Origin of the sequence: Streptomyces sp. NPDC088746 (assembly GCF_044751065.1) — a bacterium.
Lineage (GTDB): Bacteria > Actinomycetota > Actinomycetes > Streptomycetales > Streptomycetaceae > Streptomyces.
In genome coordinates this window covers 430,354-447,098 of the sequence record NZ_JBIVLA010000002.1, presented here as the reverse complement: position 1 = coordinate 447,098, position 16,745 = coordinate 430,354, and the positions used below count along the sequence as shown (strand labels likewise).

Below are 16,745 nucleotides of genomic sequence, written 5' to 3'. Positions count from 1 at the left end.
TTCGAGCCCCCTCGCTTCACGCGAGAAATCGGGGCACTTCAGCAATGGTCTGAACGGGTCCGGGGAGAGCCGGCCGGATCACGAGGATCCGGCCGGACAACCCGTCAGACCTCTTCGACGCTGCTCGGCTCACGCCGGGACAGGTCGATACCGAGCTCCTCCGCCGCGCGGAAGACGTCCTCGTCCGTGTCGCGCATCTCGATGGACATGCCGTCCGAGGACAGCACCTCCACGTTGAGGCAGAGCGACTGCATCTCCTTGATGAGCACCTTGAAGGACTCGGGGATACCGGGCTCGGGGATGTTCTCGCCCTTGACGATCGCCTCGTAGACCTTCACGCGGCCGGTCACGTCGTCGGACTTGATCGTCAGCAGTTCCTGGAGGGCGTATGCGGCGCCGTAAGCCTCAAGAGCCCACACCTCCATCTCACCGAATCGCTGCCCACCGAACTGCGCCTTACCACCCAGCGGCTGCTGCGTGATCATGGAGTACGGGCCGGTCGAACGCGCGTGGAGCTTGTCGTCGACCAGGTGGTGCAGCTTGAGGATGTACATGAACCCGACCGAGACCGGGTCCGGGAACGGCTCGCCGGAGCGGCCGTCGAACAGCTGGGCCTTGCCGGAGGGCTGGACCAGCCGGTCGCCGTCGCGGTTCGGGATCGTGGCCTTGAAGAGGCCGGTGATCTCGTCCTCGCGGGCACCGTCGAAGACCGGGGTCGCGACGTTGGTGCCGGGGGCGACCTGGTCGGCGCCGATGGCCTGCAGGCGCTGGGCCCACTCGTCACCGAGGCCGGAGACGTCCCAGCCGCGGCTGGCGAGCCAGCCGAGGTGGATCTCCAGGACCTGTCCCGGGTTCATTCGGGACGGGACACCCAGCGGGTTGAGGATGATGTCGACCGGGGTGCCGTCCTCCAGGAACGGCATGTCCTCGATCGGGAGGATCTTCGAGATGACGCCCTTGTTGCCGTGACGGCCGGCGAGCTTGTCACCATCGGTGATCTTGCGCTTCTGCGCGACGTAGACGCGGACCAGCTGGTTCACGCCCGGCGGCAGCTCGTCGCCCTCTTCGCGGTCGAAGACGCGGACGCCGATGACCTTGCCGATCTCACCGTGCGGCACCTTCAGCGAGGTGTCGCGCACCTCGCGCGCCTTCTCACCGAAGATCGCGCGGAGCAGGCGCTCCTCCGGGGTCAGCTCGGTCTCACCCTTGGGCGTGACCTTGCCGACGAGGATGTCGCCGGCGACGACCTCGGCACCGATACGGATGATGCCGCGCTCGTCGAGGTCGGCGAGGACCTCTTCGGAGACGTTCGGGATGTCCCGGGTGATCTCCTCCGGGCCGAGCTTGGTGTCACGGGCGTCGACCTCGTGCTCCTCGATGTGGATCGAGGAGAGGACGTCGTCCTGCACGAGGCGCTGCGACAGGATGATCGCGTCCTCGTAGTTGTGACCCTCCCACGGCATGAACGCCACGAGCAGGTTCTTGCCGAGCGCCATCTCACCGTTCTCGGTGGCCGGCCCGTCGGCGAGGACCTGGCTCTCGATCACGCGGTCGCCCTCGGAGACGACGACCTTCTGGTTGACCGAGGTGCCCTGGTTGGAGCGCGAGAACTTCGAGATGCGGTACGTGGTGTACGTGCCGTCGTCGTTCGTCACGGTGATGTAGTCCGCGGAGACCTCCTGGACCACACCCGCCTTCTCGGCCTTGAGCACGTCACCGGCGTCGGTGGCACAGCGGTACTCCATGCCGGTGCCGACCAGCGGCGCCTCGCTCTTGATGAGCGGGACGGCCTGACGCATCATGTTCGCGCCCATGAGGGCACGGTTGGCGTCGTCGTGCTCGAGGAACGGGATCATCGCGGTGGCGACCGACACCATCTGGCGCGGCGAGACGTCCATGTAGTCGACGTCGTCACCGGGGATGTAGTCGATCTCGCCGCCACGACGGCGGACCAGGACACGGGCCTCGGTGAAGCGCATGTCCTCGGAGAGCGTCGCGTTCGCCTGGGCGATCACGAAGCGGTCCTCTTCGTCGGCCGTCAGGTAGTCGACGTCGTCGGTGACGACGCCCTCGACGACCTTGCGGTACGGCGTCTCGATGAAGCCGAACGGGTTGATGCGCCCGTAGGAGGCCAGCGAGCCGATCAGACCGATGTTCGGGCCTTCGGGCGTCTCGATCGGGCACATGCGGCCGTAGTGCGACGGGTGGACGTCACGGACCTCGAAGCCGGCCCGCTCACGGGAGAGACCACCCGGGCCGAGGGCGTTGAGACGACGCTTGTGCGTCAGGCCCGACAGCGGGTTGTTCTGGTCCATGAACTGGGACAGCTGGCTGGTGCCGAAGAACTCCTTGATGGAGGCGACGACCGGCCGGATGTTGATCAGGGTCTGCGGCGTGATCGCCTCGACGTCCTGAGTGGTCATGCGCTCACGCACGACGCGCTCCATACGGGCGAGACCCGTACGGACCTGGTTCTGGATCAGCTCACCGACGTTACGGATACGGCGGTTGCCGAAGTGGTCGATGTCGTCGGTCTCGACCATGATCGAACGGCCGGACTCACCGACGGTCTCGGTCTCACCGGCGTGCAGCTTCACCAGGTACTTGATGGTGGCGATGATGTCGTCGCTGGTGAGGACACCGGCGTCGAGCGGCTCGTCGGCGCCGAGCTTCTTGTTCACCTTGTAGCGGCCGACCTTCGCGAGGTCGTAGCGCTTCGGGTTGAAGTAGAGGTTCTCGAGCAGCGTCTGAGCGGCCTCGCGCGTGGGCGGCTCGCCCGGACGCAGCTTGCGGTAGATGTCGAGCAGCGCGTCGTCCTGGCCCTGGGTGTGGTCCTTCTCCAGGGTGGCGCGCATCGACTCGTACTCGCCGAACTCCTCGAGGATCTGCTCGGTGGTCCAGCCGAGAGCCTTCAGGAGGACGGTGACGGACTGCTTGCGCTTGCGGTCGATGCGGACACCGACCATGTCGCGCTTGTCGATCTCCATCTCCAGCCAGGCACCCCGGGACGGGATGATCTTGGCGGAGAAGATGTCCTTGTCGGACGTCTTGTCGATGGAGGAGTCGAAGTAGACACCCGGCGAGCGCACGAGCTGCGACACGACGACACGCTCGGTGCCGTTGATGACGAAGGTGCCCTTGTTGGTCATGAGCGGGAAGTCGCCCATGAAGACCGTCTGGGACTTGATCTCGCCGGTCTCGTTGTTGGTGAACTCGGCCGTGACGAAGAGCGGCGCGGCGAACGTGAAGTCGCGCTCCTTGCACTCGTCGATCGAGTTCTTCGGGGGCTCGAAGCGGTGGTCGCGGAAGGTGAGCGACATCGACCCGGAGAAGTCCTCGATCGGGGAGATCTCCTCGAAGATTTCCTCCAGGCCGGACTTGGTGGGGACGTCTTGTCCGCTGTCCAGAGCAGCCTCGACGCGAGCCTTCCAGGCGGCGTTGCCGAGGAGCCAGTCAAAGCTCTCGGTCTGCAGCGCGAGGAGGTTCGGAACCTCGAGGGGCTCCTTGATCTTTGCAAAAGAGATGCGCAGCGGGGCGGTGCTGGCACCGTTGTTCGTATTCGAGGTCGAGGCGTTGCGCGAGGCGGCCAAGAGGGGGTCCTTCCGAGGGCTCGGACTCACTACGCGCGTACCGGCCCCAAGCCGCACACAGAGACAGGAATCCCAAGGTCAGGGAATGTCCGGTCATCGGTGCTAGGCGTGGGCATGCCCCTGGTGACGGGCAGGAGGCAGCTAACAGGCAGCGCAAAGGGTCAGTGTAGCCAAGCGGCACACTGATGTCCAGTCGGGGTTCTCAGAGACCCACGTTGCTCTCAACAGCTGTTCTCAACACCTATGAATAGCCCTCGCGCGGTGTGCGCTCTTCTTTACTGCCCTCTTCGCTCTCGATCCATGCCTCGGATGCGGATCGAGATGACGACGCGTCCTGAGAATTGCGCGCCGCGTGCGGTTCGTCAAGGCCCCGAGGGGTTCGGCGGACGCCCGGCGATCTTCACCTGCGCCGGAAGGACGCCGGTTGACGCCTCACGGCGCCCCCGGAGGAACGCACGGCGAAGATCACCCTACTCGTCGCGCACGGAAGATCAAGGCAGCCTCCGGGGGCACGCCAAAGGGCGACCACCCGGATGGGTGATCGCCCTTTGCGATGTGACATCCCCGCCTACGGCAGGGACTGCCTCACGGAGTCAGAGGACTCGCAAGGTCACTTGACCTCGACGGAGGCGCCGGCGCCCTTGAGGGACTCGGCAGCCTTCTCGGCGGCCTCCTTGGCGACCTTCTCGAGGACGGGCTTCGGGGCGCCGTCGACGAGGTCCTTGGCCTCCTTGAGACCCAGCGAGGTCAGCTCACGCACGACCTTGATGACCTGGATCTTCTTGTCGCCGGCAGCCGTGAGGATGACGTCGAACTCGTCCTGCTCGGCCTCGGCCTCGGCCGGGGCGCCCGGGCCCGCGGGACCGGCGACGGCGACCGCGGCGGCGGCGGTGACGTCGAACTTCTCCTCGAACGCCTTAACGAACTCGGAGAGCTCGATGAGGGTGAGCTCCTCGAACTGAGCGAGCAGGTCTTCCTGGCTGAGCTTCGCCATGATGGCGTCCTTCCACTAATTCGGCAGGTGCCGGATGTATATGTCGGCGGGCGTACGGGCCCGCTGCGAGCCGTGGGCGCGGAGTGTTACTCCGCCACCTCGGCATCGGCGGGAGCCGGCGTACCGGCACCGCCCTGCTCGGCCTTCTTGGCGCGAAGCGCTTCCGCGGTGCGGACGAACTTCGACGGCAGAGCCTGGAAGAGCTGCGCAGCCTGAGTCTGCTTGCCCTTCATGGCGCCGGCCAGCTTGGCGAGCAGAACCTCGCGGGACTCGAGGTCCGCGAGCTTCTTGATCTCATCGGCGGACAGCGCCTTACCGTCAAGGACACCGCCCTTGATGATGAGGTTGGGGTTGTCCTTGGCGAAGTCACGAAGACCCTTCGCCGACACCACCGGGTCACCGGTGACGAAGGCAACCGCCGTCGGACCCGAGAACAGGTCGTCCAGCGTGTCGATCCCGGCCTCGTTGGCCGCAATCTTGGTCAGCGTGTTCTTCACCACGGCGTACTGGGCGTTCTCACCGAGCGAACGGCGCAGCTCCTTGAGCTGTGCCACGGTGAGACCCCGGTACTCGGTCAGCACGGCGGCGTTCGAGCTGCGGAACTGGTCCGTCAGCTCGGCTACCGCGGCAGCCTTGTCGGGCCTTGCCATGAGCGTCGGCCTCCTTCCGGGTGATGAGGACCGCTCAGAAGGGGCCGGGAAAGACGAAACGCCCCGGCGCAGGCGCCAGGGCGTAGCTCGACCGGACGGATCCGGGAGCTTTCCACAGTCACCTGCGCAGGTCGCCCGTTCTTGACGGATCCTTCGGTCACCGTTTCCCCTTACGAGGACGCGGCGACGACCAGCGGTCTTTGGCTTCCTGGTGAGCGTACGCGACCGGGGCCGTCCGGAGCAAATCCGTCCCGGTTCGACCGGTGCGAGAGGTTTGAACGCCTCTCGGACGGCCCACGGAGCACCCGTACGTACGAGGACGGGCCCCGCGGTCTCCGAGGAGGCTGCGGGGCCCGTCCCATGCCGTGACGCGGCTACCGGGTGAGCACGGGGGCTCAGACGGCGGCCGGGTCCTCCTCGACGAGGAGGTTGCGCACGCGGTTGGCGTCCAGCGGGATGCCGGGACCCATCGTCGTGCTCATGGTCGCCTTCTTGATGAAGCGACCCTTCGCGGCGGACGGCTTCAGACGGAGGATCTCCTCCAGCGCCGCGCCGTAGTTCTCGACCAGCTTCGTGTCATCGAAAGAGGTCTTTCCGATGATGAAGTGCAGGTTCGAGTGCTTGTCGACGCGGAACTCGATCTTTCCGCCCTTGATGTCGTTGACAGCCTTGACGACATCCGGGGTGACGGTGCCGGTCTTCGGGTTCGGCATCAGACCACGCGGACCGAGCACGCGGCCCAGGCGGCCGACCTTGCCCATGAGGTCCGGCGTGGCGACGACGGCGTCGAAGTCCAGACGGCCCTTCGCCACCTCGTCGATGAGCTCGTCGGCGCCGACGATGTCGGCGCCCGCGGCTTCCGCGGCCGCAGCACGGTCACCGGTCGCGAAGACCAGGACCCGGGCGGTCTTGCCGGTGCCGTGCGGGAGGTTCACGGTGCCACGGACCATCTGGTCGGCCTTGCGAGGGTCAACACCCAGGCAGAACGCGACCTCGACGGTGCCGTCGAACTTGGTGGCGGCGGTGTCCTTGGCGAGACGGACGGCCTCGAGCGGGGCGTACGTACGCTCCCGGTCGATCTTCGCGTCCGCAGCGCGGAGGTTCTTGCTGCGCTTCACATCTACTCCTGTGGTTTTCAGAGTGTGGAGTCGTGGTGCGGACCAGCGCTTGGTCCTACCACTGTGGGGCTACGGGGCTGACTCAGCCTTCGACCGTGATGCCCATGGAACGGGCGGTGCCAGCGATGATCTTCGACGCGGCGTCGAGGTCGTTGGCGTTCAGGTCGGGAAGCTTGGTCGTGGCGATCTCGCGGACCTGGGCGGCCGTGAGCTTGGCGACCTTGGTCTTGTGCGGCTCGCCGGAGCCCTTGTCCACACCCGCGGCCTTGAGGATCAGCTTGGCGGCCGGCGGAGTCTTCGTGATGAAGGTGAAGGAGCGGTCCTCGTAGACCGTGATCTCCACCGGCACGACCATGCCACGCTGCGACTCGGTCGCGGCGTTGTAGGCCTTGCAGAACTCCATGATGTTGACGCCGTGCTGGCCCAGTGCGGGACCGACCGGCGGCGCCGGGTTGGCCGCACCGGCGTTGATCTGGAGCTTGATAAGCCCCGTGACCTTCTTCTTCTTGGGAGGCATTGCTCTCTCCGGGTCCTAGTGAGAGTGTTTCGCCGCCATTCCGGTCATCCGGATGGAGGCATACCGCACAACGATAACGGGTATAGCTGCGCGACCAAAAACCGAGCAGGTCAGACCGGCTGCGAAGCCTGTCTGACCTGCTCGGTAGGCATGTGTCCAGAGACGGGCCGAAAGGCCGTCAGTTCTTCTGGATCTGGTCGAAGCTGAGCTCGACCGGGGTCTCGCGACCGAAGATCTCGACGAGGCCCTTGACCTTCTTCGAGTCGGCGTTGATCTCGTTGATCGTCGCCTGAAGGGTCGCGAACGGGCCGTCGGTGACGGTGACCGAGTCGCCCACCTCGAAGTCCAGGACCTGGACCTCGACCTTGCGGGCCGGAGCCGGCTTGCCCTCGGCCTCGGCCGCCTCGCGGGCCGCCTTCTCCTCGGCCTCGGGGGCGAGCATCTTGACGATCTCGTCCAGGGTCAGCGGGTACGGGTCGTAGGCGTTGCCCACGAAGCCGGTGACGCCGGGCGTGTTGCGGACAACACCCCAGGACTCGTTCGTCAGGTCCATGCGCACCAGGACGTATCCCGGGAGCTTGTTCTGACGGACGTTCTTCCGCTCACCGTTCTTGATCTGGACGATCTCTTCCTCGGGCACCTCGGCCTGGTAGATGAAGTCCTCGACGTTGAGCGAGACGGCGCGCTGCTCCAGGTTGGCCTTCACGCGCTTCTCGTAACCGGCGTACGTGTGGATGACGTACCACTCGCCGGGAAGTCCGCGGAGCTCTTCGCGCAGGGCGGCGACGGCGTCGACGGGGGCGGCCGGCTCGGCTTCCTCGACGGCCTCCTCGTCGGCGTCGGACTCGTCCGCGGCCTCGTCGTCCTCGACGGACTCCGCGGCCTCGTCGTCCTCGACGGACTCCGCGGCCTCTTCGTCCTCGACACGCACGGCATCCTGCTCGGCGGGCTCGCCCGCGGCGGCGTCAGCAGCGTCGACCTGGTCCGGGGCCACGGCATCCGCCGCCTCGACGATGTCGAGCTCGTCCTCGGCGGACTCGACGGCGCTCGCCGTGGGCTCGGCGTCGTCGTTCAGGTTCGGGTCAGACACGATGGCTGCTTCTTCCTGGATACAAATGGGTGGAACATGCGAAAGGGGCGCCGATGAGGCGCCCTCCGCGGGGATCAGCCGAAGACGTACTTGATGACCCGCGCAAATCCGAAGTCAATCACGGTGACGAGACCGATCATGACGACCACGAACACGATCACCACGGCCGTGTACGTCGACAGCTGGCTGCGCGTCGGCCATACGACCTTGCGGAGCTCGGCGACGATCTGGCGGTAGAACAGCGCGAGACGGCCCAGAGGGCCCTTCTTGCCGCGCTTGCCGCCCTTCCGGGTCTTCTTCTTCGACTCGGGGGCTTCGTCCTCGGCATCAGGCATGTCGATGGAGCCCACGGCGTCCGTCACGCTACTCACCTGATTCCGGGTCGTGGCCGTGCCGCGCCCGGTGGAGCCGCACGGCGGTGCATTGAAGTACGTACATGCGCACACATCCTGGCGAAGGAGTGTGTAGCAGGGCCGGAGGGACTTGAACCCCCAACCGCTGGTTTTGGAGACCAGTGCTCTACCAATTGAGCTACGACCCTTTGTGGTTTCCACCAACCTACCGCATCCTCCCCGGTGGGCCGGTGGGGAAAACGGTGTGGCTGATGAAGGCCAACGACAGGTGAGTGTACGTGCTCAGGGGCGCCGCGTCGAACAGACAACAACCGACCGGTCCTGTCCGGATGCTGTCCGAGTCCTGTCCGGTCCCTGAAACCCCTGTGCCGAGGGGTTTTCCGGTCTGCGAGCATGGGGGGCATGAGCGCTGCAACTTCTCCGTCCGAGCGCCGGGTCTCGGCCCGCATCGGTGCGATCTCCGAGTCCGCCACCCTCGCCGTCGACGCCAAGGCCAAGGCCCTCAAGGCCGCCGGGCGTCCGGTGATCGGCTTCGGCGCCGGCGAGCCCGACTTCCCGACCCCCGGTTACATCGTGGACGCCGCGATCGAGGCGTGCCGAAACCCGAAGTACCACCGCTACACCCCGGCGGGCGGGCTCCCCGAGCTCAAGGCCGCCATCGTGGCGAAGACGCTGCGCGACTCCGGCTACGAGGTCGACGCCTCCCAGGTCCTGGTGACCAACGGCGGCAAGCAGGCCATCTACGAGGCCTTCGCCGCGGTCCTCGACCCGGGCGACGAGGTCATCGTCCCCGCGCCGTACTGGACGACCTACCCCGAGTCCATCCGTCTCGCCGGCGGTGTCCCGGTCGACGTCGTGGCCGACGAGACCACCGGCTACCGGGTCTCGGTCGAGCAGCTCGAAGCAGCGCGCACCGAGCGCACGAAGGTCGTCCTGTTCGTCTCCCCGTCCAACCCGACGGGCGCGGTCTACAGCGGGGCCGAGACCGAGGCGATCGGCCGCTGGGCCGTCGAGCACGGCCTCTGGGTGATGACGGACGAGATCTACGAGCACCTGGTCTACGGGAGCGCGGCCGCCGCCTCGCTCCCCGCGGTCGTGCCCGAGCTGCGTGACAAGTGCATCGTGGTCAACGGTGTCGCCAAGACGTACGCCATGACCGGCTGGCGGGTGGGCTGGATCATCGGCCCGAAGGACATCGTGAAGGCCGCGACCAACCTGCAGTCGCACGCCACCTCCAACGTCAACAACGTCGCGCAGGCCGCCGCGCTGGCCGCTCTCACGGGGAGCCTGGACGCGGTCGCCGAGATGCGGACCGCCTTCGACCGCCGGCGCAAGACGATCGTGCGCATGCTCAACGAGATCGACGGCGTGCTCTGCCCCGAGCCCGAGGGCGCGTTCTACGCGTACCCGTCGGTGAAGGCGCTGCTCGGCAAGGAGATCCGCGGCAAGCGCCCCGCGGACTCCGTCGAGCTCGCGGCCCTCATCCTGGACGAGGCCGAGGTCGCCGTGGTGCCCGGTGAGGCGTTCGGCACGCCGGGTTACCTGCGGCTCTCCTACGCGCTGGGCGACGACGACCTCGTCGAGGGCATCTCCCGGCTCCAGAAGCTGCTGGGCGAGGCCCGCGACTGACGCGGAAACCCGCCTGAGTGGTGTGGCCCCCGGCTCCGGCCGGGGGCCACTTTTTTGTTCGACGGGTAACTCACATGGGCATCCCGCTACCGCCGCGCCCCTCGGGTGCGGCAAGATCGATCGATGGAGCGTGACGTACGGCTGTTGCCCAAGGCCCACCTGCACCTGCACTTCACCGGGTCGATGCGGCCCACGACCCTGCTCGAACTCGCGGACAAGTACGGCGTGCATCTGCCCGATGCCCTGACCGGCGGTGAGCCGCCCAAGCTGCGGGCCACCGACGAGCGCGGCTGGTTCCGTTTCCAGCGCCTGTACGACATCGCCCGGTCCTGCCTCCGCTCGCCGGAGGACATCCAGCGGCTCGTGCGCGAGACCGCCATGGAGGACGTCGCGGACGGCTCCGGTTGGCTGGAGATCCAGGTCGACCCGACCTCGTACGCTCCGCTGCTCGGAGGGCTCATCCCGGCGATCGAGATCATCCTGGACGCCGTGGACCGTGCGGCCCGCGAGACCGGGCTCGGGATCCGGGTGGTGATCGCGGCGAACCGGATGAAGCATCCGCTGGACGCCCGGACGCTGGCCCGGCTCGCCGTGCGCTACGCGGACCGGGGTGTCATCGGCTTCGGGCTCTCCAACGACGAACGCCGCGGGATGGCCCGCGACTTCGACCGCGCCTTCGCCATCGCCCGCGAGGGCGGACTGATCGCGGCCCCGCACGGCGGCGAGCTGTCGGGCCCGTCCAGCGTCCGGGACTGCCTGGACGACCTCGACGCGGCCCGGGTCGGGCACGGCGTGCGGGCGGCCGAGGATCCGAGGCTGCTGCGCAAGCTCGCGGAGCGGGGGGTGACCTGCGAGGTCTGCCCCGCGTCCAATGTGGCGCTCGGCGTCTACGAGAAGCCCGCCGACGTACCCCTGCGCACTCTGTTCGAGGCCGGGGTGCCGATGGCGCTCGGCGCGGACGACCCGCTGCTCTTCGGTTCCCGGCTGGCCGCGCAGTACGACCTCGTACGCCGTCATCACGCGTTCACCGACGAGGAGCTGGCCGAGCTGGCGCGGCAGTCCGTGCGGGGATCGGTGGCGCCCGTCGAGGTGCGGGAGAAGCTGCTGGACGGGATCGACGCGTGGCTGGTCAGCTGATGCCGCGCAGCAGGGTGCGCGCGAGGGACGCGGCGAAGTCGTCCAGCGACTGCGGGGCCGCGAGCGTCTCGTAGGCGAAGGCTCGCTGGGCGCAGGCGCCGAGCAGGAGCGAGGCCGCCGCGTAGGTGTCCGCCCCGGGAGCGACGCGGCCCGCCCGCTGTTCGGCGCGGAGATAGGCGTCGAGGCCCTGGATCGGCCTGTGCGGGCCGGTGCCCATCTCGCGCATCGCCGCTTCGTGACGCTGCTTGAGCCGGGGCTCGGCGTACAGCGACGCGAGGACCGGGAAGGTCTGCTCGTAGAAGAGCGCGGCCCGCCGGGCGACCTCGGTGAGGTTCTGTTCCAGGTCCCCTTCGCCCGCCTCCAGGCCTCCCAGGAGCGGGCCGAGCCTCGGCATGCGCTCGCCGAGCACGGTCACGAAGAGCTCTTCCTTGCTCGCGAAGTACTTGTACAGCGCCGCCTCGGAGCAGCCGGCCGCCTTGGCGATCTCCTTCGTCGTCGTCCGCGCGAGACCGATGGCGAGCATGAGTTCATGAGCCGCGTCGACGATGCGGACGCGGGCCGGCTTCTGCTCCATGAATGCTCCAGCAAGGCTTGACGAAAGGGTGAGCGTCCACTCACCCTATGGGTAAGTGAATACTCACCCACTCAGGAGGGCGGCGCGATGAGGCTCACAGTGTTCGGGGCGACGGGGGCGGTCGGCCAGGAGGTCGTGCGGCAGGCGCTGGCGGCGGGGCACGAGGTGACGGCGGTGGTCCGTGATCCCGCCCGGCTCCCGGTCGGCCCCGAGCCCGCCCGGCTCCCGGTCGGGCTCGGGGCCGCCGCCCTGCACGCGGTCGTGCCGCTGGGCGACGGGGCGGCGGTGCGCGGGGCGGTCGCGGGGCGGGATGCCGTGCTCTCCGGGCTCGGGGCCCGGGGCCGGAAGGCCGGTGACGTCGCGGAGCGGCTCACCGGGCAGGTGCTGGAGGCGATGGAGGCCGAGGGGGTGCGGCGGCTGCTGGTCGTGAGCGCGGCCCCGGTCGGCCCGGAGCCGGCGGACGACCCGCTGCTGGACCGGGCGGTCCGCGGGGTGCTCGGCGTGGTCCTCAAGGAGCTGTACGCGGATCTGACGCGCATGGAGGCCGCGCTGGCCGCGAGCGCGACGGACTGGACGTCGGTGCGGCCGCCGAAGCTGACGAACGGCCCGCTGACGGGGACGTACCGGACGGTCGTGGGCGGCACCCCGCGCAGCGGCCGGTCCATCGCGCGGGCCGATGTGGCCCACGCGATGCTGGCGCTGATCGACGAGCCGGCCGCCCTGAAGCAGGGCGTGGGGGTCGCCTACTGAGCCTGGGGCCCCGGTCCGGGCGTCAGCCTGTAGCCCGGCTCGGGGCCCCGAGCCGGGCTACAGGCTGACGCCCACCGTCACCGGCTCGTTGACGAGCGTGACCCCGAAGGCCTCGTGCACCCCGGCGACGACCTCGCGGGCCAGGGCCAGCAGGTCCTCGGTGGTCGCGCCGCCCCGGTTGGTGAGGGCGAGCGTGTGCTTGGTGGAGATGCGTGCGGGGCCGGTGCCGTAGCCCTTGGTGAAGCCGGCCTTGTCGATGAGCCAGGCGGCCGAGGTCTTCACCCGCCCGTCGCCCGTGGGGAAGGCGGGGGGCGTGACGTCCGTGCCCAGGCGTTCGGCGGCGCGGGCGAGGAAGAGCGCGTGTCCGGCCTCGTCGAGGATCGGGTTGGTGAAGAAGGACCCGGCCGACCAGGTGTCGTGGTCCTCCGGGTCGAGCACCATCCCCTTGCCCGCCCTCAGCCGGAGGACGGTTTCGCGGGCGGACGCGGCGGGAACGCGGTCACCCTGTTCGACGCCCATGGCTCTGGCCGTCTCGGGGTAGAGGAGGGGCGCCGACTGTCCGCCCGCGTCCTCGAGGCCGAACCGGACCCGCAGCACGACGAAACGGTCGGGCTCGGCCTTGAAGCGGCTGTGGCGGTACGAGAACGCGCACGCCTCGTTGGGGAGGGTGACCGTCTCCCGGGTGTGCCGGTCGTAGGCGACGACCTCGGTGATGACCGAGGACACCTCCTGCCCGTAGGCGCCGACGTTCTGGATCGGCGTCGCCCCGGCGGACCCGGGAATCCCGGCGAGGCATTCGATCCCGGCCAGCCCCGCCTCGACCGCACGGGCCACGGCGTCGGTCCAGACCTCGCCGGCGGCCAGTTCGAGCGCCGTACCGGAGAGCTGGAAGCCCTTGGTCGCGATGCGCAGGGCCGTTCCGTCGAAGCCCTTGTCGCCGATGACCAGGTTGGAACCGCCGCCGACGACCAGGAGCGGGGTGCCGCTGTCGTCGGCCTCGCGTACGGCGGCGATCACCTCCGCGTCGGTGGTGGCCGTCAGGAGGCGGTTGGCCGGGCCGCCGAGCCGGAAGGTGGTCAGGGGGGCGAGGGGGGCGTCGTGGAGTTCCTGCACGGGGACAAGAGTACGGTCCACGTCCCTGGAGCGGGCCGTGGACCGTACGGACGGGAACGGGAGGTCAGGCGGCGACGGACACACGCTCCTCGGAGGCTTCGGGCGCCGGGCCGGTCACCCGACCGCGGCGCGGGATGAGCAGGGCCGTGAGCGCGGCGAGGGCCACCACACCGGCACCGATCCACACGGCCGGCACGGTCCCGTCGGAGAAGGCCTGCGGGGAGCCGTATCCGCCCTGGGCGGAGAAGACCGCGGCCAGTACGGCGACCCCGAGGGCCCCGCCGACCTCACGCAGGGCGTTGTTGGCCCCGGAGGCGATGCCCTGCTCCCCCGGCCTGACGCTGGCCATCACGAGGCTGGCGGCGGGCGCGAAGTACAGGGCCATGCCGATGCCGCCGACGATCAGGCCGGGCAGCTGGGCCGAGTAGGCGACGTCGGGTTCCAGGACCGCCGCGAAGAGGCCGAGACCCACCGCCTGGAGGGCGAGGCCGGTCACCACCACGGGGCGGCCGCCGAACCGGTCGGCCAGATATCCGGCGACGGGCGCCACGAGTATCGGCATCCCGGTCCACGGAAGCATCCGCAGGCCCGCCTCGGTCGGCGAGTAGCCCAGCGCGTTCTGGAGGAACTGGCTGAGCAGGAAGATCGAGCCGAACATGCCCAGGAACATCAGCAGGCTCGCCATGTTGATCCCGAAGAACGCCCGGTCGCGGAAGAGCCGCATGGGAAGGACGGGGTTCTTCGCGCGGAACCCGTGGCGGACGAAGACACCCAGGAGGAGCGTCCCCGCGATCAGCCCGGTCAGCACGCGCGGGTCGGTCCAGCCGTCACTCGTGCTGCTGACGAGTGCGTAGACGATGCCGAAGAGGCCTCCGCTGACCAGGACGGTGCCGGGCACGTCGAGCCGCGCCTCGGGGGCGTAGGACTCGGCCAGCCGCAGTCGCGCCAGGGGCAGCAGGATCAGGCCGACCGGGACGTTGAGCCAGAAGATCCACTGCCAGGAGACGTGTTCGGTGAGGCTCCCGCCGATCAGGGGGCCGCTGGCGACCGCGAGCCCGGTGACCGCGCCGAAGAATCCGAGCGCCATGCCGCGCCTGGCGGGCGGGACCGCGGCGGTGAGCAGGGTGAGGGTCAGCGGCATCATGACCGCGGCCCCCACGCCCTGGACGGCCCGGAAGGCGATGAGTTCGTTGATCCCCGGCGAGAGGGCGGCGGCCGCGGAGGCGGCGGTGAAGACCGTGAGTCCGGCGAGGAAGAGCCGGCGCCGGCCGAAGCGGTCACCGAGTGCGGCGCCCGTCATCAGCAGCACCGCGAAGGTGAGGGTGTAGGCGTTCACCGTCCACTCGAGTTCCTCCAGCCGGCCGCCGAGGCTTTCGCGGATGGACGGCAGTGCGGTGGTGACGACGAGGTTGTCGAGTGCCGCCATGAATCCGGCGACGCTCGTGATGACGAGGGCCCAGACGGCTCCCCCGCGGCTGGATGCTTGCTGCTTCACTGCTACCCCCCAAGGGTTAGTTATCAATGACTAACTTAAGCGGTCAGAAGAACGGGCGGGCTGCCGAGGGCTCTCGGCGCCCCGGACGGAGCCGCCCCGCCGACGAGCACGCCGGCGGGCGGCGCACCCGGTCAGCTGGGCCTGGTCGCGAGATGGAAGCCGGACCAGACACGATGACCGGCCGGAAAGCCCATCGAGGCCAGCGTGTTGATGAGCATGCCGTAGGCCAGGAACGACGTGGTCTCGTCCTGGTCCGCCCCCAGCAGGAGGTGGATCTCGTCCCACATCGCCACCCAGCCGAGCCGCAGGCGCTCACCGAACTCGTGATCACCCGCCGTCTCGGCCGCCGCGACCGCGGCGTACATCTGCATCTGCATCAGCAGCTTGTCGGGGTCGTCCACGATCAGCCGCTGATACGCCCGGGCCAGGGCCTGCGACAGCTCCTCACCCTCCAGCCCCTCGGCCGCCTTCATGAACACCTCCCGGGTGTCCGTGAGGCACCGCTCGGACGCGGCGAGGAAGATGGCCTGCTTGCCGGGGAAGAGCCGGAACAGATACGGCTGCGAGACGCCGACCCGCTTGGCGATCGCCTCCGTCGAGGTGCCGTTGTACCCGCTGCGGGCGAACTCGGCGACCGCCGCCCGCACGACGCTCTCCCGCCTGTCCTCTGCGCTCATCCTTGCCATGGCAGTAAGTTATTGGTCACTTACTAACTTGTCAAGACCGGCGTCCGCGCGGAAACCGACAGCGGAGGGGCGCCGCGTGGGCGCCCCTCCGTTCGGTGGCTGTGCCGCTCAGGCGAGGCGGACGACGGCGCGGGACATGCCCAGCACCTTCTTGCCGTCGCTCATGGCGATCAGGTCGACCCGGACGGTGTTGTCGTCCAGCTTCGCGGCGACCTTGCCGCTGACCTCGATCAGCGCCCCGGTGTCGTCGTTCGGCACGACGACCGGCTTGGTGAAGCGCACGCCGTACTCCACGACCGCGCCCGGGTCACCGGCCCAGTCCGTGACGACCCGGATCGCTTCGGCCATGGTGAACATGCCGTGCGCGATCACGTCGGGCAGACCGACCTCGCGCGCGAACTTCTCGTTCCAGTGGATCGGGTTGAAGTCACCGGAGGCGCCCGCGTACTGCACCAGCGTGGCCCGGGTCACCGGGAACGACTGCGCCGGCAGCTCCGTACCGACCTCGACCGCCTCGTAGGCGATGCTCGCCGTCATCACGCCTCCTCGGCGCCGCGCGCCACCAGCTTGGTCCATGCGGTCACCACGTGCTCACCGGACTCGTCGTGCACCTCACCGCGGACGTCCACGATGTCGTTGCCCGCCATCGTCTTGATGGCCTCGATCGTCGAGGTGACCGTGAGCCGGTCCCCCGCCCGCACGGGACGCACGTAGGCGAACTTCTGGTCACCGTGCACCACACGGCTGTAGTCCAGGCCGAGCTGCGGGTCCCGCACCACCTGGCCCGCGGCCTTGAAGGTGATGGAGAAGACGAACGTCGGCGGGGCGATCACATCCGGGTACCCCAAGGCCTTGGCGGCCTCCGGATCCACGTACGCGGGATTGGTGTCACCCACCGCCTCCGCGAACTCCCGGATCTTCTCCCGGCCGACCTCGTACGCCGGGGTGGGCGGATAGGTCCGCCCCACGAAGGACTGGTCGAGCGCCATGAGCCCGGTACCTCCTGGTGAAAGTCGGATGGGGCGTTGACCACCCGAGTCGTCAAGACA

16 protein-coding genes and 1 tRNA gene are annotated in these 16,745 nt (G+C 68.8%); 3 read left to right on the top strand and 14 right to left on the bottom strand.

Translation table 11 applies throughout. The features are described 5' to 3' along the window. Positions 1 to 104: 104 nt before the first annotated feature. From rpoB to ACIP63_RS09465, 8 genes are all read right to left on the bottom strand, one after another. Complete coding sequence (gene rpoB, locus ACIP63_RS09500) at positions 105 to 3,590, bottom strand: DNA-directed RNA polymerase subunit beta (protein ID WP_401513009.1); 3,486 nt, start codon at positions 3,588 to 3,590, stop codon at positions 105 to 107. Positions 3,591 to 4,200: 610 nt separating this feature from the next. Next, positions 4,201 to 4,584: a 50S ribosomal protein L7/L12 gene (gene rplL / locus ACIP63_RS09495; RefSeq protein ID WP_361586269.1), complete on the bottom strand. Its 384-nt coding sequence runs from the start codon at positions 4,582 to 4,584 to the stop codon at positions 4,201 to 4,203. 86 nt (positions 4,585 to 4,670) lie between these two features. Next, positions 4,671 to 5,234 (bottom strand): 50S ribosomal protein L10, encoded by a 564-nt coding sequence (rplJ, locus tag ACIP63_RS09490; protein ID WP_103517761.1) that lies wholly within the window; start codon positions 5,232 to 5,234, stop codon positions 4,671 to 4,673. A 395-nt stretch (positions 5,235 to 5,629) separates the two neighbouring features. Next, entirely contained in the window at positions 5,630 to 6,352 is a 723-nt protein-coding gene (gene rplA, locus ACIP63_RS09485; protein WP_014154604.1) for a 50S ribosomal protein L1, read from the bottom strand. Between the two features lie 82 nt (positions 6,353 to 6,434). Beyond that, positions 6,435 to 6,869: a 50S ribosomal protein L11 gene (rplK, locus tag ACIP63_RS09480; RefSeq protein WP_010058817.1), complete on the bottom strand. Its 435-nt coding sequence runs from the start codon at positions 6,867 to 6,869 to the stop codon at positions 6,435 to 6,437. A 178-nt stretch (positions 6,870 to 7,047) separates the two neighbouring features. After that, positions 7,048 to 7,959, bottom strand: a complete 912-nt coding sequence (nusG, locus tag ACIP63_RS09475; RefSeq protein ID WP_401513004.1) for a transcription termination/antitermination protein NusG — start codon at positions 7,957 to 7,959, stop codon at positions 7,048 to 7,050. Between the two features lie 74 nt (positions 7,960 to 8,033). Further along, positions 8,034 to 8,321: a preprotein translocase subunit SecE gene (gene secE, locus ACIP63_RS09470; protein ID WP_031096325.1), complete on the bottom strand. Its 288-nt coding sequence runs from the start codon at positions 8,319 to 8,321 to the stop codon at positions 8,034 to 8,036. A 106-nt stretch (positions 8,322 to 8,427) separates the two neighbouring features. Next, positions 8,428 to 8,500 (bottom strand) — tRNA-Trp (locus ACIP63_RS09465). 214 nt (positions 8,501 to 8,714) lie between these two features. Between ACIP63_RS09465 and ACIP63_RS09460 the strand changes: the two genes are divergently transcribed. Together ACIP63_RS09460 and ACIP63_RS09455 are read left to right on the top strand one after the other, a co-directional pair. Continuing rightward, positions 8,715 to 9,941: a pyridoxal phosphate-dependent aminotransferase gene (locus tag ACIP63_RS09460; protein WP_401513001.1), complete on the top strand. Its 1,227-nt coding sequence runs from the start codon at positions 8,715 to 8,717 to the stop codon at positions 9,939 to 9,941. Positions 9,942 to 10,064: 123 nt separating this feature from the next. Further along, positions 10,065 to 11,078 carry an adenosine deaminase gene (locus ACIP63_RS09455; RefSeq protein WP_401513000.1) on the top strand — a complete coding sequence of 338 codons (1,014 nt, stop codon included), beginning with the start codon at positions 10,065 to 10,067 and terminating at the stop codon, positions 11,076 to 11,078. Here ACIP63_RS09455 and ACIP63_RS09450 read toward each other — a convergent pair. Next, positions 11,071 to 11,652 carry a TetR/AcrR family transcriptional regulator gene (locus ACIP63_RS09450; RefSeq protein WP_401512997.1) on the bottom strand — a complete coding sequence of 194 codons (582 nt, stop codon included), beginning with the start codon at positions 11,650 to 11,652 and terminating at the stop codon, positions 11,071 to 11,073. The genes ACIP63_RS09455 and ACIP63_RS09450 overlap by 8 nt on opposite strands. 87 nt (positions 11,653 to 11,739) lie before the next feature. On the opposite strand from ACIP63_RS09450, the gene ACIP63_RS09445 reads away from it, so the two are divergent. Next, complete coding sequence (locus ACIP63_RS09445; protein WP_401512996.1) at positions 11,740 to 12,402, top strand: NAD(P)-dependent oxidoreductase; 663 nt, start codon at positions 11,740 to 11,742, stop codon at positions 12,400 to 12,402. A gap of 57 nt (positions 12,403 to 12,459) precedes the next feature. Here ACIP63_RS09445 and ACIP63_RS09440 read toward each other — a convergent pair whose 3' ends face one another. The 5 genes from ACIP63_RS09440 to ACIP63_RS09420 form a co-directional block, all read right to left on the bottom strand. After that, positions 12,460 to 13,515 carry a UDP-N-acetylmuramate dehydrogenase gene (locus ACIP63_RS09440; protein WP_401512993.1) on the bottom strand — a complete coding sequence of 352 codons (1,056 nt, stop codon included), beginning with the start codon at positions 13,513 to 13,515 and terminating at the stop codon, positions 12,460 to 12,462. 64 nt (positions 13,516 to 13,579) lie between these two features. Continuing rightward, positions 13,580 to 15,010 carry an MFS transporter gene (locus ACIP63_RS09435; protein WP_401512990.1) on the bottom strand — a complete coding sequence of 477 codons (1,431 nt, stop codon included), beginning with the start codon at positions 15,008 to 15,010 and terminating at the stop codon, positions 13,580 to 13,582. Positions 15,011 to 15,141: 131 nt separating this feature from the next. After that, entirely contained in the window at positions 15,142 to 15,687 is a 546-nt protein-coding gene (locus ACIP63_RS09430) for a TetR/AcrR family transcriptional regulator (protein WP_401512988.1), read from the bottom strand. Between the two features lie 117 nt (positions 15,688 to 15,804). Beyond that, positions 15,805 to 16,233, bottom strand: a complete 429-nt coding sequence (locus ACIP63_RS09425; RefSeq protein WP_401512987.1) for a MaoC family dehydratase — start codon at positions 16,231 to 16,233, stop codon at positions 15,805 to 15,807. Then, entirely contained in the window at positions 16,233 to 16,685 is a 453-nt protein-coding gene (locus ACIP63_RS09420; protein ID WP_401512984.1) for a MaoC family dehydratase N-terminal domain-containing protein, read from the bottom strand. The genes ACIP63_RS09425 and ACIP63_RS09420 overlap by 1 nt, the downstream gene beginning before the upstream one ends. Positions 16,686 to 16,745 lie beyond the last annotated feature (60 nt).